Source organism: Vandammella animalimorsus (genome assembly GCF_002288875.1).
Taxonomy (GTDB): domain Bacteria; phylum Pseudomonadota; class Gammaproteobacteria; order Burkholderiales; family Burkholderiaceae_C; genus Lampropedia; species Lampropedia animalimorsus.
Window position 1 is genome coordinate 278213 of sequence record NZ_NTBH01000001.1, and the last position, 13642, is coordinate 291854.

Consider the following 13642-nt stretch of genomic DNA (forward strand, 5'->3'; position numbering starts at 1 on the left):
CCGCTTGCTTCGTTGCTGGGGGCATGAATCGGCAGTAAAGTCGCGCCTTTTTGCAAGGCTGCCCCGAATCCGCTGGCGCACACGATGCTGCGATTCGCGTGGCCTCTTCATCGCTTGCGCTGCGGCGCGCCGTGCGCACTGGCCACAGCGCCCATGCGCTTTTTCCCCCTGGTGTTTTTCTGGAGATCCATCATGCACACCACACTTCGCCCCCTGCTGCGCTGGCTGGCCCCCGCGTTGATCGGCACGGCTGCCGCTGCAGCCAGCGTGCTGCCCGGCGCTGCACTGGCGCAAACCACTTACAAAATGGCCTACGCGCTCTCGCAGCAATCGCACTACGGCGCAGCGGGCAATGCCTTTGCCAAGACCCTGGAGGAAGGCAGCAGCGGCAAGTACAAGATCCAGCAGTTCGCCAACAGCGCATTGGGCGGCGAGCGCGAGGTCATCGAGGGCCTGCAGCTGGGCACCATCGACATGGCCGTGCTCTCCACCGGCGCGACCATGAACTTCGTGCCTGCCGCTGCAGTGTTCGACGTGCCCTTCTTGCTGCGCGATCTGGAGCACGCCCGCAAGGTGCTCGATGGCCCGATCGGCCAGGAGATGCTGGCCGAGTTCAACAAGCGCGGCCTGGTGGCCCTGGCCTGGGGCGAGCAAGGCTTTCGCCACCTGACCAACAACGTGCGCGCCGTGGCCTCGCCGGCCGATGCCAAGGGCCTGAAGATCCGCACCACCGAAAATCAACTGCACATTGCCGCGTTCCGCGCCATCGGCATCCTGCCCACGCCCATGGCCTGGCCGGAGGTTTCCACCGCGTTGCAACAGGGCACCATTGACGGGCAGGAAAATCCGCTGTCGGTCATCACCTCGGCCAAGCTCTCGCAGGTGCAAAAGCACCTCTCGCTGACGGGCCACGTCTATGCGCCGGCGGTGATCATCGTCTCGCCTTCGGTGTATGAAAAGCTCTCCGATGCGGACAAGGCCTTGTTCAAGAAGGCAGCGGAAAACGCGGGCCAGGCGATGCGCGATTTCGTCTCCAACATTGAGAAGTCGGGCGTGCAGCAGCTCAAGGACGAGGGCATGCAAATCACCGAGGTGGACCGCAGCGCCTTCGAGAAAGCCGTGGAGCCGGCCTACAAGGACTACAACAAGCGCTTTGGCGCCGATTTGCTGCAGCGCATCCGCGACACCAAGTAATCTTGGTCCTGTCGGGCAGCGCTCCATTGCTTGCGTGATAGTGCGTGATGCCATGGCGCGGGCCACCGCTGCCTGCGCCATGGCCCGCCGCTGCCGCACACAGGCTGGGGCGCGTGCCCGGCCAAGCCCATCGTCTGCCCCCCTACCCCTGCTTGCCTTGCGCAACGCCCGCATCCCCTGCTGCCATGCCTGCCCTTCAAGCCATTGACCGCGCGCTATTCGGTCTTGTTTCTTTTCTGGCCCAGCTGCTGCTCTGGCTGGCCGTGGCCATGGGATTTTTCCAGGTCGTGGCGCGCTTTGTGCTGCATTCGCCGCTGGACTGGAGCGAGGTGCTCACGCGCGCGGCCATCATCTGGGTGGTGATGCTGGGCACGGCGCTGGCCTTTCGCAGCGGCACGGCCATTGCCGTGCAATTCCTGCACAGCCGCCTGCGCGGCCCGGCGCGCCGCTGGCTGGAGCACTTCATCGGCGCCACCTGCGTGGGTTTTTTGCTGTTTCTGGCCTGGATCGGCGCGCAAATCACCTACCGCGTGCGTTTTCAGAGCCTGGCCGGGCTGGAGATTTCCATCTCCTGGGTGTATCTGGCCATCCCGGTGGGCGCAGCGCTCTCGGCCCTGGCGGTGCTGCTGCACTGGCTGATGGCGCCGCAGGCCAGCGCAACGCCTGCCGAGCCCGCCCCGCTCTGAGCGCCTCCAAAGCATCCCCTATATCCCAAGCCTCCAATCCCGAAAGCGCGCCATGTCGCAGTTGATGATCGTCACGATGCTGATTTTCTTTGCCCTGTCCCTGCCCGTGGCAGTGGCCATTGGGTTGTCCAGCATCACCGGCATTGCTTACGCCGGGGTCAATTGGCTGGTCATGCCGCAGCAAATCTTTGCCGCGCTGGACAAATTCCCGCTGATGGCCATCCCGTTCTTCATCCTGGCGGGCAATCTGATGGAGGCCGGCGGCATCTCGCAGCGGCTGGTGGACTTCGCCAAAAGCCTGGTGGGCCGCGTGCAAGGCGGCATGGCCATCACCTGCGTGCTGACCTGCATGATCTTTGCCGCCGTGGCCGGCTCCAGCGTCGCCACCACCTTTGCCGTGGGCAGCATCCTGATTCCTGCGCTGGTGCGCCACGGCTACCCGGCGCCGTTTGCCGCCTCGCTGCAGGCCACCTCGGCGGAGCTGGGCGTGATCATCCCGCCCTCGGTGCCGATGATTCTGTACGCCGTCTCCACCGAAACCTCCACCGGCGAGGTTTTCATCGCCGGCATCCTTCCCGGCCTGCTGCTGGGCGCGGCGCTGATTGCCTACGCCTGGTTCTACGCCCGCCGCACCGGCCTGGGCCGCAACGACGGCCAGGGCAGCATGCCCGTCTGGGCCGCGCTGCGCCGCGCCTGGCTGGCGCTGCTGATGCCCACCATCATCCTCGGCGGCATCTACGGCGGCGTATTCACCCCTACGGAGGCCTCGGTCGTGGCCGTGGTCTATGCGCTGGTGCTCAGCTTGTTCGTCTACCGCAGCATCGGCCTGCGTGCGCTGGGGCCGGTGTTTCACCGCGCAGTCACCGGCACGGCCGTGATCATGTTCATCATCGCCAACGCCGGCGTGTTCAGCTTTTTGCTCAACCGCGCCGGCGTGCCCGACATGCTGGGCCAGTGGCTGGGCGGCCTGTTCGAGAGCAAATACCTGTTCCTGCTGGGCATCAACCTGGCGCTGTTCGTGATTGGCATGTTCATCGAGACCTCGGCCTCCATCGTCGTGCTCGCGCCGCTGCTGCTGCCTGTGGCAGTGCAGTTCGGCGTCGATCCGGTGCATTTCGGCATCATCATGATCGTCAACCTGGCGCTGGGCATGGTCACGCCGCCCATGGGTGTGAACCTGTTTGCCGCCTGCGCCATCGCTCGCGTCTCGCTGGAGCAAATCGTGCGCCCGCTGCTGCCGCTGGTGGGCGTGGTGCTGGCCTGCCTGGCCATCATCACCTACGTGCCACAGCTGTCGCTGCTGCTGCGCGACCTGGCTTATTGAGCGCCGAGCCACCCGCCGCCAGGCCCAGGCGCTTGCCCAATTCCGTTCAGCCCTCTTTCTCTATGACCCAGCGCCAAGCCTTTGCCTTTCTGCAGCCGGGCGATCCCTTCCCGGCCTATGGCTCGGTCAGTGAGGAGCTGGGCCCGCTGGCCGTGGGCGGGGATTTGCAGCCCCAGACGCTGCAGGCCGCCTACCGTCAGGGCATCTTCCCGTGGTTTTCCGCGCCGCCCATCCTGTGGTGGTCGCCCGATCCGCGCATGGTGCTGCAGGTGCAGGACTTTCGGCTGCACACCTCGCTGCGCAAAAGCATTGCCCGGCTGCTGCGCGCGCAGCGCCTGCAGGTGCGTGTGGACAGCGCCTTTGGCACGGTGCTGCGCTGCTGCGCCAATGTGGTGCGGCCCGGCCAGAGCGGCACCTGGATCGTGCCGCAGATGCAGCAGGCCTATGAGCGGCTGCACCAGGCCGGGCTGGTGCACAGCGTGGAGACCTGGCTGGACGGCGAGCTCGCCGGTGGCCTGTACTTCGTCAACATCGGCCAGGCGGTGTTTGGCGAATCCATGTTCGCGCTGCGCAGCGATGCCTCGAAAATCGCCCTGGCCGCGCTGGTGGCCATGTGTCGCGCGCACGGCCTGCCGATGATCGACTGCCAGCAAAACACCGCCCACCTGGCCTCGCTGGGCGCGCGCGAGATGCGCCGCGCGCAGTTCCTGGAGCAACTGGCGCCCCTGGTGCAGCAGCCCGCGCCGCGCTGGCAGTTCAGCGATGCGCTCTGGGCGCAGCTGCCGCAGTGGCCTCAGCGCGATCTTCTTCAATAGGGGCCAGATGAACCAGCGCCGCCCTGCCCTGCAGCTGTACGCCACGGCACCCTACCCGTGCAGCTATCTGCCTGGGCAGATGGCGCGCTCACAGGTCGTCAGCCCGGGGGAGCTGGTCGGCGCGCCGGTGTACGACCAGCTGATCGCCCAGGGCTTTCGCCGCAGCGGTCTGTTCACCTACCGCCCGCATTGCGACCATTGCCAAGCCTGCCAGACGCTGCGCATCCCCGTGGCGCAGTTCCGCCCCAATCGCAGCCAGCGCCGCACCTGGCAGCAGCACCGCCAGCTGTCGGTGCGCGTCATGCCGCCGCTGCTGCAGCCCGAGCACTTCGCGCTCTACCAGCGCTATCTGCAGCAGCGCCACGGCGACGGCCAGATGGAACACGACAGCCCGGCGGACTATGAGCAGTTCCTGCTGCGCAGCCACGTACACACGCGCTTGCTGGAGTTCTCCAGCATCGATCCGTCCGGGCAAGAGCCGCCGCAACTGCGCATGGTCAGCGTGGTCGATCTGCTCGGGCACGGCATCTCCGCCGTTTACACCTTCTACGACGCGGCCAGCGCCAAGGGCCTGGGCACCTGGGCCATCCTCTGGCAAATCCAGTGGGCACGCCAACTGGGCCTGCCCTATCTGTACCTGGGTTATTGGATTGCCGCTTGCCCCAAGATGGCCTACAAGGCGCGCTTTGTGCCCCACGAAGTGCTCGTCAATGGGCGCTGGCAGCAGGTCGATCGATGAAGAGCGCAGGCGCTGGTGCGGCAGCGCCTGCGCGCCCGAAAGCGCGCACCAACGGCCGGTTCAGGGCGCTTGCAGAAAGCTGCGCATGGCCTGCAGCGTGGCCTCTGGCGCTTCGGTCATCAGGTTGTGGCCCACGTCGATGCTGGCCGTTTGCAGCGCCACGCCCGCTTGCTGCGCGGCCTGCACCAAGGGCTTGGCCGCGCGCGCCGGGGTCATCTGGTCCTGGCTGCCGCTGAGGATCAGCACCTGGGCCTTGACCTGGGCCATGGCCTCAGGCCCTCCTTCGTAGCTGTCGCAGGCCACGAAGCCTTTGTGGAAGATGTTCTCGCGCGGGTTGCTGCGCAGCACGCGGCGTCCCAGCGCCATGCCCATGCCGTAGGGCCAGGTGCCCGGCCCCAGCGCCGAGGGCGGCGGCGCCAGCGTACTGCGCGAGAACACGTTGACCAGGTGCATGGCTTTCTCCGGTGCGTTCTGCGACAGCTCCAGCAGCGCGGGCGAGACGCGCATGGGCGCGGCCGTGCCCAGCAGCAGCAGTTTGCTCACCCGCGCGCCCAGCTGGGCCGCAGCCTGCAGCGCGATCAGCGAGCCAAAGCTGTGCCCGGCCAGCGCCAGTGGCGCATCGTCCAGCGTTTGCACCAGGGCGGCGATGGCGTCGGCGGCTTGCTGCACGCTGGCGGGCGCCTCGCTGGTGGCGCTGCGGCCATGGCCGGGCAGGTCGATGGCCAGCACGTTCCAGCCGTGGTGTGCAAACCAGCGGCTTTGCAGCGCCCAGACGCTGTGGTCATTGAGCACGCCGTGGATCAGGATCAGCCAAGGCTGGCCCGGCTTGTGGGCCGTGCCGCCGGTGTAGGCATAGAGCGGGTGGCCATTGAGGGAGATCTGCATTTGTATCGCTCCTTGTCCTGGTTTTTCTTATGCAGCGGCTTTTTCCGCCGCTTTCAGGGCGCGCTTGAGGTCGTCGATCAGGTCATCGGCCTCCTCCAGCCCGATGGACAGGCGGATGGTGCCCTGGGCGATGCCCGCGCCGGCCAGGGCGGCATCGTCCATGCGGAAGTGGGTGGTGCTGGCCGGGTGGATGACCAGCGAGCGGCAATCGCCCACGTTGGCCAGGTGGCTGAAGATTTTGAGCGCATCGACGAACGCCTTGCCCTGGGCGCGGCTGCCTTTGAGGTCGAAGCTGAACACCGAGGCCACGCCACGGGGCAGCAGCTTTTGCGCCAGCGCATGGCTGGGGTGGCTCTCCAGCAGCGGGTGGCCCACGCGCTCGACCATGGGGTGGCTGGCCAGGAACTGAACCACCTTTTCCGTGTTGGCGATGTGGCGCTGCATGCGCAGCGACAGGGTTTCGATGCCTTGCAGAATCGTCCAGGCGCTGTGGGGGCTGAGCGCCGCGCCAAAGTCGCGCAGGCCCTCGCGGCGCGCGCGCAGCAAGAAGGCGCCGGCGGTGGCCTCCTCGCTGAAGACCATGCCGTGAAAGCCCTCGTAGGGCTGGGTCAGCTCAGGGAACAGGCCGCTGCCATCCCAATCGAAAGCGCCGCCATCGACGATCACGCCGCCCACCACGGTGCCGTGGCCGCAGAGGAATTTGGTGGCCGAGTGGTAAACCAGATCGGCCCCCAGCGCCAGCGGCTGCATCAGATACGGCGTGGTGAAGGTCGAATCCACCAGCAGCGGCAGGCGCGCGGCGCGGGCGATCTCGGCCACGGCGGGCACGTCCAATACGTCCAGGCCGGGGTTGCCCACGGTTTCGCCAAACAGCAGCCGGGTGTTGGGGCGGATGGCGGCGCGCCAGGCGTCCAGATCGCCCGGGTGCACGAAGGTGGTGTCGATGCCAAAACGGCGCAGCGTGTAATTCAGCAGGTTTTGCGAGCCGCCGTAGATGGCGCTGCTGGCCACGATGTGCCCGCCCGCGCCCATCAGCGTGGCAATGGCCAGGTGCAGCGCAGCCTGACCGCTGGCCGTGGCGATGGCGCCCGCGCCGCCTTCGAGCGCGGCCATGCGCTGCTCCAACACCGCCGTGGTGGGGTTGCTGATGCGCGAATAGACGTGGCCGGCGCGCTCCATGTTGAACAGCGAGGCCGCGTGCTCGGAAGATTCAAAGACGAACGAGGTGCTCAGGTGCAGAGGCACGGCGCGCGCGCCAGTGCTCGCATCGGGCGCGGCGCCTGCATGCAATGCCAGGGTGTCAAAGCCGGGATCGCTGTAGCCAGCCATGGGGTTGGTCTCCTGTTATTGGTTAAGAACCTGTTCAAAGGAAGGTTTGCGGGCAGCGCACCAGAAGCGCCCGCCAAGGGCGGTCCTTGGGCTGCGAGGGCGCTATTGTGGGCTATATTCCACGCCTGATTGGCGCAGGCCGGGCGCTTGTTGTCGCCCATGCCGCAGCTTGGCAGGCCGCAGCGCCCAGCACGACAAAACCCAGGAGACCCCGCGCATGAAAGTCAGCGATATTCTCAGAGTCAAAGGCAATACCCTGTACACCGTGCGCGCCGATGAAGCCTTGAGCGTTGCCGTCGAGACCATGGCCGAGCGCGACATCGGCTCCCTGGTAGTGGTCGAGCACGGCGAGGTGGTCGGCATTCTGACCTTCCGGGAGGTCATCCTGGCCATGGTGCAACACCGTGGCGCGCTGGAGAAGGTGACGGTGCGCGCGCACATGGACGAGTCGCCCATGAGCTGCACGCAACAGACTTCACTGGACGAAGTGCGGCGCATGATGCTTGACCGCCATGCCCGCTATATGCCGGTGATCGACAACCGCATGCTGATGGGCGTGATCAGCCTCTACGACGTGGCCAAGACCGTGGTCGACAGCCAGAACCTGGAGAACAAGCTGCTCAAGGCCTATATCCGCGATTGGCCTGAGGAGGACGCCAGCGCCTGATCGACTGCATTGCCTCACACGCCTTGCCCGCTGCGGCAAGCACCTTTTGCCCCATACCCGCGCCATGAGCAGCGCGGGTTTTTTTGAACGTTTGATCGCTTCGCATGGAAAAACGGGTTTTGTTCCGCTCGACCTGGTTGCCCTGGGTCCTGCTGGCGCCGCAGATGGCGGTGATTTTGATTTTTTTCTTCTGGCCTGCCGGGCAGGCGCTGGTGCAGTCCTTCCAGATGGAGGACGCCTTTGGCTTCTCACGCGAATGGGTTGGGCTGGAGAACTTCCGCCGCCTGTTCAATGATTCGAACTACCTGGCCTCGTTCCGCATCACGGCGGTGTTCTCGGTGCTGGTGGCCGTCACTGGCATCGGCCTGTCGCTGCTGCTGGCCGTTTTTGCCGACCGCATCATCAAAGGCGCACTGGTTTACAAAACAGCGCTGTTGCTGCCCTACGCCGTCGCGCCGGCCGTGGCCGGCGTGCTGTGGCTGTTCATGTTCTCGCCCAGCCTGGGGGTGGTGGCCTACCTGCTGGAGCAGGCCGGCATGCGCTGGAACCACCTGCTCAATGCCAACCACGCCATGGCGCTGATCGTCATGGCCGCAGTCTGGAAGCAAATCTCCTACAACTTCCTGTTCTTCCTGGCCGGGCTGCAGGCCATCCCCAAATCGCTGCTCGAAGCGGCCGCCATCGACGGCGCCGGCCCGCTCAAGCGTTTTCTGTCCGTGCAGTTCCCGCTGCTCTCGCCCACCACCTTCTTCCTGTTGGTGATCAATGTGGTCTATGCCTTCTTTGACACCTTCGCCATTGTCGACGCCACCACAGAGGGCGGCCCCGGGCGCGAAACCGCCATCCTGGTCTACAAGGTCTATTACGACGGCTTCAAGGCGCTGGACATGGGCAGCTCGGCTGCGCAATCGGTGGTGCTGATGGTCATCGTCATCGCGCTGACCGTGATCCAGTTCCGCTACGTCGAGAAAAAAGTGCAGTACTGATATGTTGACCATCGTTGAACGCCGCCCGATGCTGACCATCCTGGCCCATGCAGTGATGCTGCTGGGCATTGCCGTGGTGGGCTTTCCGCTGTATCTGGCCTTCGTCGCCTCCACCCACACGGCGCAAGACATCGTGCAAGCCCCCATGCCGCTGCTGCCCGGCAGCAACTTCTGGGAAACCTACAAAACCGCTCTGCTCGGCGGCGGCGAGGGCGCAGGCTCGACCGCGCCGGTAGCGCGCATGATGTGGATCAGCTTCGTCACCGCCATGGTCATCGCCGTGGGCAAGATCGCCATCTCGCTGCTCTCGGCCTTTGCCATCGTGTATTTCCGCTTCCCGCTCAAGGGGCTGTTCTTCTGGCTGATCTTCGTCACGCTGATGCTGCCGGTGGAAGTGCGCATTGGCCCGACCTACCAGGTCATCTCCGACCTGGGCATGCTCAACAGCTACGCCGGCCTGACCATCCCGCTGATTGCCTCGGCCACGGCCACCTTCCTGTTCCGCCAGTTCTTCCTGACCGTGCCCGATGAGCTGGTCGAAGCCGCCCGCGTCGATGGCGCCGGGCCGATGCGCTTTTTCAAGGATGTGCTGCTGCCGCTGTCAAAGACCAGCATTGCCGCGCTGTTCGTGATCCAGTTCATCTACGGCTGGAACCAATACCTCTGGCCCCTGCTGGTGACCACCTCCGAAGACATGTACCCCGTGGTCATTGGCATCAAGCGCATGATCGCTGGCGGCGATTCGGGCAACCAGTGGAACGTGGTCATGGCCACCGCCATTCTGGCCATGCTGCCGCCTGCGCTGGTAGTGGTGCTGATGCAGCGCTGGTTCGTCAAAGGCCTGGTGGATACAGAAAAATAACGCGCAAAAATAACGCGCGCCCACGGCCTTGCCGCCCCCATTCTTGCTGGAGCCCCCATGAGCACCCTGACCCTGTACTCCGCCCCTGGCACCTGCGCCCAGGCCACGCACATCGCCTTGCTCGAGGCGGGCGCGCCCTTTGAGCTGGTGCAACTGGACTTCACCCAGCAAGCCCAGCGCAGTGCTGCCTATCTGGCCCTCAACCCCAAGGGCCGCGTGCCCGCGCTGCAAACCGAGCAAGGCCTGCTGACCGAAACCCCGGCGCTGCTGGCCTACATAGCCCAGTGCTTTCCCGCCGCGCGTCTGGCGCCGCTGGGCGATGCCTTCGCCTTTGCCCGGCTGCAGGAGTTCAACAGCTACCTGGCCTCCACCGTGCACGTGGCCCATGCCCACGGCCGACGCGGCGCGCGCTGGAGCGACGATGCCGCCGCCCACGACAGCATGCGCGCCAAGGTGCCGCAGAACATGCGCGAGGCCTTTGCCTACATCGAGGCGCACTACCTGCCAGAGGGCAGCGACTGGGCGCTGGGGCAGGACTACAGCGTGGCCGATGCCTACCTTTACACCGTCACCGGCTGGCTGCCCAGCGACGACGTGGCCATCGAGGAATTCCCCAAAGTCGCCGCCCACTACGCGCGCATGAGCGCCCGCCCGGCCGTGCAACAAGCCCTGGCCCAGGCCAAGGCCTGCACACCCCGGCTGCTTTGAGCCTTTCGTCCCTGCCCTGCCCCAAAGCCACCATGAGCTTTCTCTTCCCCGCCCCGGCCATCCCCAGCGTGGCCATCCTCGGCCAGGCCGAGCGCTTTCCCGTGCACCGCATCTACTGCGTGGGCCAGAATTACGCCAAGCACGCCCAGGAGATGGGCGCCAGCGGCCGCGAGCCGCCGTTCTTCTTCCTCAAGCCCGCCGATGCCATCCTCAGCGTGGCCGAAGGCGGCCTGGTGGGCCAGATGCCCTACCCCAGCCTGACCGAAGATCTGCACCACGAGGTCGAGCTGGTCGCCGCCCTGCACCGCGGCGGGCGCGACATCCCCGTGGCCCAGGCGCTGGAGCACGTCTGGGGCTACGCCGTGGGCCTGGACATGACGCGCCGCGACCTGCAGGCGCAGCAGAAAAAAGCCGGCCGCGCCTGGTCCATTGCCAAGGGCTTCGAGCACAGCGCGCCCATCGGCCCCATCGTGGCCAAGGCCCAGGTCGGCGCCATCGAGCAGGCCAGCATCGAACTGGACGTGGACGGCCAGCTGCGCCAAAGCGGCAACACCGCCGAGCTGATCTGGAGCGTGGCCGAAGTCATCGCCACCCTCTCCAAGGCCTGGGAGCTGCAACCGGGCGACCTGATCTTCACCGGCACGCCCGCCGGCGTCGGCCCCGTGCTGCCTGGCCAGCAGATGCAGGCGCGCATCGCCGGCCTGCCCGAGCTGCGCGTGATGGTGCTTTAAATACCGCCATGACGACACCGCGCCACCTGATCCGCTTCTGCCGCGCCTGCGGCCAGCCTGTAGAGCACCGCGTGCCCGACGATGGCGACACCCGGGTGCGCGCCGTCTGCCCGGCCTGCCACACCATCCACTACCTGAATCCGCTGAACGTGGTCGGCACCATCCCCGTCTGGCAGGGTAAGGTGTTGCTGTGCCTGCGCAATATCGAGCCGCGCCGTGGCAAATGGACGCTGCCGGCCGGCTTCATGGAGCTGGACGAAACCACCGCCCAGGGCGCGGCGCGCGAAACCCGCGAGGAAGCAGGTATTGAAGTCGCGCTGGGCCCACTGTTTTCTATCATCAGCGTGCCTCGCGTGGGCCAGGTACACCTGTTCTACCAGGCCGCCATGCACGGGCCCGAAGTCGCCCCCGGCCCGGAAACCCAGCAAGCGCAGCTGTTCGCCGAAGACGAAATCCCCTGGGACGAGCTGGCCTTCCACACCACGCGCCTGACCCTGCAGCGCTTCTTCGCCGACCGCCAGGCCGGCCGCTTCAGCCTGCACGACCTGGTGATCGAATAGCCCGCGCCTTGCAGCGCTCAACCGCCCGAGCCTGCAAATGCACTGGGCGCGGCGATTCGTGCAGGGCATCCATCAGGCTGGCGGCTTGCCAATGCGGCGCTTGGGCGGCTGCCATTCGCGCTCGGTCATGGCCTGCACCCGCGCGCCGGCCTCGCCCATCAGCTGGGGCAAGAGCTGCGTCTCAGGCAACAGATGCCAGTATTTCTGCGGCATCTCCTGGCGCATCATGCGCGGGTTCAGGCGCGCGGGGTTGAAGATGTGTGCGTAATAGGTCTGCCACAGCGCCTCGCCCGGATCCTCGCCGGGCGCGGCCTCGCGCTGCGCACCGGGGCCGTATTGCAGCTGCGTGCCATCCCAGGCGGCGCTGCGGTACGGGGTCAGCAGGCACCAACGCATGCCGGTGAAGCGCCGGGCAAAAAACGGCGCCACGCGATCGACGATCCAGTGCTCGGGCTCGAACCAGGCCACAAAAGCATCGGTCTGCCCGGGCAGTTCGCGAAAACGCACGAAGGCTTTCATCTTGTGCGTATCGCGGCGCACGGCCTGCGCCAGGCGCATTGCGTGATGCACATCCGGGTCGGTCACTCTGTCGAGCAGCCCACGCTCGCCCGAGGCCAGCCGCCACAACAGCCGGTACAGCAGGGCAAAACGCTGCGGATCGCGGTGGCAAAGCACCTGCATGGCCAGCGCCAGGAAATTCTTGGGCACATGGGGCGCAGGCCGCTGCACAGGCGCTTGGGCCACTGCCGCAGCAGCGATCAAAGTGCGTTCATCGCCGGCCAGCCAGTCCAGCGCCTCGGGCGCAATGGCCGCGCACCAGGCCTGGCGGGCCTGGGCGCGCCAGGCTTCGAGCGACCATGGCGGCGTCACCCGTGCCTGCCAGTGGCTCATGCGAACAAATCCCCCTGCCGTGGCTTGGGCGTGAGCCACTGCCGCAGTGCGGCCGGATCATCGAGCTGGCGTCGCGGGTGGTGGTCGGGGAGCAGGATGAAGGGCAGCATTTTCTTCATCGGCGCACGCAGCCGTGCGATGTCGGCCAGCCGCAAGGCGCCGCTGCGGCGGCTGGCGATGATGCGCTGCACATTGCGCACGCCCAGGCCAGGCACACGCAGCAGCATCTCCTTGGGCGCGCGGTTCAGATCGACCGGAAAGCGCTCGGGATGGCGCAGCGCCCAGGCCAGCTTGGGGTCGATGTCCAGATCGAGCATGCCATCGCTGCGGGCATCGGCGATTTCCTCGACCTCGTACTGGTAAAAGCGCAGCAGCCAATCGGCCTGGTACAGGCGGTGCTCGCGCAGCAAGGGCGGCGCCTTGGCTGGCAGGCGGCGCGAGGCATCCGGGATCGGGCTGAAGGCCGAGTAATACACCCGGCGCAGGTGGTAATCGCCATACAGCCGTGCGCTGGTGCGCAGGATCTGCGCATCGTTGGCCGCATCGGCGCCCACGATCATCTGCGTGCTCTGCCCGCCGGGGGCAAAACGCGGCGCGCGTACCCCGGCCGGGCGGCCCGCCATGGCCCGCACTTTGGGCGAGCGCGCCTCGCGCGCCTCGTCGATGCGCCACTTCACGGCACCCATGGCCTCGTGGATGCCGGCATGGGTTTTCTCCGGCGCCAGCTCAGCCAAGCCAGCCTCCGTGGGCAGCTCAATGTTGACGCTGAGGCGATCGGCATAGCGCCCCGCCTCGGCCAGCAGCGCATCGCTGCATCCAGGAATGGTCTTCAGATGGATGTAACCGGCAAAACGATGCTGCTCGCGCAGCCGCCGCGCCACCTCGATCATCTGCTCCATGGTGTAGTCGCCCGAGCGGATGATGCCGCTGGAGAGAAACAGCCCTTCGATGTAGTTGCGCTTGTAGAAATCCAGCGTCAGCTTCACCAGTTCATCGATGGCAAAACGCGCCCTGGGCACATTGCTGGAGAGACGGTTGACGCAGTAGGCGCAGTCGTAGATGCAGAAATTGGTCAGCAGCAGCTTGAGCAGCGAGACGCAGCGCCCGTCCGGGGTGTAGCTGTGGCAGATGCCCATGCCCTCGGTGCTGCCGATGCCGCCGCTTTTGACCGAATTGCGTTTGCCTGCCCCACTGGATGCGCAGGAAGCGTCGTATTTGGCCGCATCGGCAAGGATGGCGATTTTTTTGATGGTCTCCATGCGGGG

General features: G+C 66.2%; 15 protein-coding genes. 11 read left to right on the forward strand and 4 right to left on the reverse strand.

Annotation, left to right across the window (positions count from 1 at the left end; all coding sequences use genetic code 11):
* The first annotated feature begins 192 nt into the window (after positions 1–192).
* The 5 genes from CLI93_RS01155 to CLI93_RS01175 all read left to right on the forward strand — a co-directional run bounded on the left by CLI93_RS01155 (position 193) and on the right by CLI93_RS01175 (position 4758).
* Positions 193–1194, forward strand: coding sequence for a TRAP transporter substrate-binding protein (locus tag CLI93_RS01155; protein WP_095543528.1), 1002 nt, complete (start codon positions 193–195; stop codon positions 1192–1194).
* A 185-nt stretch (positions 1195–1379) separates the two neighbouring features.
* Complete coding sequence (locus CLI93_RS01160) at positions 1380–1880, forward strand: TRAP transporter small permease (RefSeq protein ID WP_095543520.1); 501 nt, start codon at positions 1380–1382, stop codon at positions 1878–1880.
* A gap of 52 nt (positions 1881–1932) precedes the next feature.
* Positions 1933–3204, forward strand: a complete 1272-nt coding sequence (locus CLI93_RS01165) for a TRAP transporter large permease (RefSeq protein WP_095543519.1) — start codon at positions 1933–1935, stop codon at positions 3202–3204.
* A 62-nt stretch (positions 3205–3266) separates the two neighbouring features.
* On the forward strand, positions 3267–4019 hold the full coding sequence (aat, locus tag CLI93_RS01170) for a leucyl/phenylalanyl-tRNA--protein transferase (protein ID WP_095543518.1): 753 nt from the start codon (positions 3267–3269) through the stop codon (positions 4017–4019).
* Between the two features lie 7 nt (positions 4020–4026).
* Positions 4027–4758 (forward strand): arginyltransferase, encoded by a 732-nt coding sequence (locus tag CLI93_RS01175; RefSeq protein ID WP_095543517.1) that lies wholly within the window; start codon positions 4027–4029, stop codon positions 4756–4758.
* A gap of 60 nt (positions 4759–4818) precedes the next feature.
* Here the strand turns inward: CLI93_RS01175 and CLI93_RS01180 are convergent, their stop codons facing one another.
* Together CLI93_RS01180 and CLI93_RS01185 are read right to left on the reverse strand one after the other, a co-directional pair.
* Positions 4819–5643 carry an alpha/beta fold hydrolase gene (locus CLI93_RS01180; RefSeq protein WP_095543516.1) on the reverse strand — a complete coding sequence of 275 codons (825 nt, stop codon included), beginning with the start codon at positions 5641–5643 and terminating at the stop codon, positions 4819–4821.
* Positions 5644–5670: 27 nt separating this feature from the next.
* Positions 5671–6972: an O-acetylhomoserine aminocarboxypropyltransferase gene (locus CLI93_RS01185; RefSeq protein ID WP_095543515.1), complete on the reverse strand. Its 1302-nt coding sequence runs from the start codon at positions 6970–6972 to the stop codon at positions 5671–5673.
* A 217-nt stretch (positions 6973–7189) separates the two neighbouring features.
* On the opposite strand from CLI93_RS01185, the gene CLI93_RS01190 reads away from it, so the two are divergent.
* From CLI93_RS01190 to CLI93_RS01215, 6 genes are all read left to right on the forward strand, one after another.
* Entirely contained in the window at positions 7190–7639 is a 450-nt protein-coding gene (locus CLI93_RS01190; protein ID WP_095543527.1) for a CBS domain-containing protein, read from the forward strand.
* A 104-nt stretch (positions 7640–7743) separates the two neighbouring features.
* Positions 7744–8625, forward strand: a complete 882-nt coding sequence (gene ugpA, locus CLI93_RS01195) for a sn-glycerol-3-phosphate ABC transporter permease UgpA (RefSeq protein ID WP_095543514.1) — start codon at positions 7744–7746, stop codon at positions 8623–8625.
* Between the two features lie 10 nt (positions 8626–8635).
* Positions 8636–9487, forward strand: coding sequence for a sn-glycerol-3-phosphate ABC transporter permease UgpE (gene ugpE / locus CLI93_RS01200; RefSeq protein ID WP_095543526.1), 852 nt, complete (start codon positions 8636–8638; stop codon positions 9485–9487).
* A gap of 57 nt (positions 9488–9544) precedes the next feature.
* Positions 9545–10195 carry a glutathione S-transferase family protein gene (locus tag CLI93_RS01205; protein ID WP_095543513.1) on the forward strand — a complete coding sequence of 217 codons (651 nt, stop codon included), beginning with the start codon at positions 9545–9547 and terminating at the stop codon, positions 10193–10195.
* 32 nt (positions 10196–10227) lie between these two features.
* Entirely contained in the window at positions 10228–10926 is a 699-nt protein-coding gene (locus CLI93_RS01210) for a fumarylacetoacetate hydrolase family protein (RefSeq protein ID WP_095543512.1), read from the forward strand.
* An 8-nt stretch (positions 10927–10934) separates the two neighbouring features.
* Positions 10935–11486, forward strand: a complete 552-nt coding sequence (locus CLI93_RS01215; RefSeq protein ID WP_095543511.1) for an NUDIX hydrolase — start codon at positions 10935–10937, stop codon at positions 11484–11486.
* Between the two features lie 72 nt (positions 11487–11558).
* Here CLI93_RS01215 and CLI93_RS01220 read toward each other — a convergent pair whose 3' ends face one another.
* Complete coding sequence (locus CLI93_RS01220; protein ID WP_095543510.1) at positions 11559–12377, reverse strand: TIGR03915 family putative DNA repair protein; 819 nt, start codon at positions 12375–12377, stop codon at positions 11559–11561.
* Positions 12374–13636, reverse strand: coding sequence for a putative DNA modification/repair radical SAM protein (locus tag CLI93_RS01225; protein WP_095543509.1), 1263 nt, complete (start codon positions 13634–13636; stop codon positions 12374–12376). Before CLI93_RS01225 ends, CLI93_RS01220 begins: the two co-directional genes overlap by 4 nt.
* Between the last annotated feature and the right edge of the window lie 6 nt (positions 13637–13642).

Coding starts and splice junctions, on each gene's coding strand:
- ugpA (WP_095543514.1), top strand. CDS start 7,744: ATGGAAAAACGGGTTTTGTTCCGCTCGACCTGGTTGCCCTGGGTCCTG.
- CLI93_RS01220 (WP_095543510.1), bottom strand. CDS start 12,377: ATGAGCCACTGGCAGGCACGGGTGACGCCGCCATGGTCGCTCGAAGCC.
- CLI93_RS01225 (WP_095543509.1), bottom strand. CDS start 13,636: ATGGAGACCATCAAAAAAATCGCCATCCTTGCCGATGCGGCCAAATAC.
- CLI93_RS01165 (WP_095543519.1), top strand. CDS start 1,933: ATGTCGCAGTTGATGATCGTCACGATGCTGATTTTCTTTGCCCTGTCC.
- CLI93_RS01155 (WP_095543528.1), top strand. CDS start 193: ATGCACACCACACTTCGCCCCCTGCTGCGCTGGCTGGCCCCCGCGTTG.
- CLI93_RS01185 (WP_095543515.1), bottom strand. CDS start 6,972: ATGGCTGGCTACAGCGATCCCGGCTTTGACACCCTGGCATTGCATGCA.
- CLI93_RS01160 (WP_095543520.1), top strand. CDS start 1,380: ATGCCTGCCCTTCAAGCCATTGACCGCGCGCTATTCGGTCTTGTTTCT.
- CLI93_RS01190 (WP_095543527.1), top strand. CDS start 7,190: ATGAAAGTCAGCGATATTCTCAGAGTCAAAGGCAATACCCTGTACACC.
- CLI93_RS01215 (WP_095543511.1), top strand. CDS start 10,935: ATGACGACACCGCGCCACCTGATCCGCTTCTGCCGCGCCTGCGGCCAG.
- CLI93_RS01210 (WP_095543512.1), top strand. CDS start 10,228: ATGAGCTTTCTCTTCCCCGCCCCGGCCATCCCCAGCGTGGCCATCCTC.
- CLI93_RS01175 (WP_095543517.1), top strand. CDS start 4,027: ATGAACCAGCGCCGCCCTGCCCTGCAGCTGTACGCCACGGCACCCTAC.
- CLI93_RS01205 (WP_095543513.1), top strand. CDS start 9,545: ATGAGCACCCTGACCCTGTACTCCGCCCCTGGCACCTGCGCCCAGGCC.
- CLI93_RS01180 (WP_095543516.1), bottom strand. CDS start 5,643: ATGCAGATCTCCCTCAATGGCCACCCGCTCTATGCCTACACCGGCGGC.
- aat (WP_095543518.1), top strand. CDS start 3,267: ATGACCCAGCGCCAAGCCTTTGCCTTTCTGCAGCCGGGCGATCCCTTC.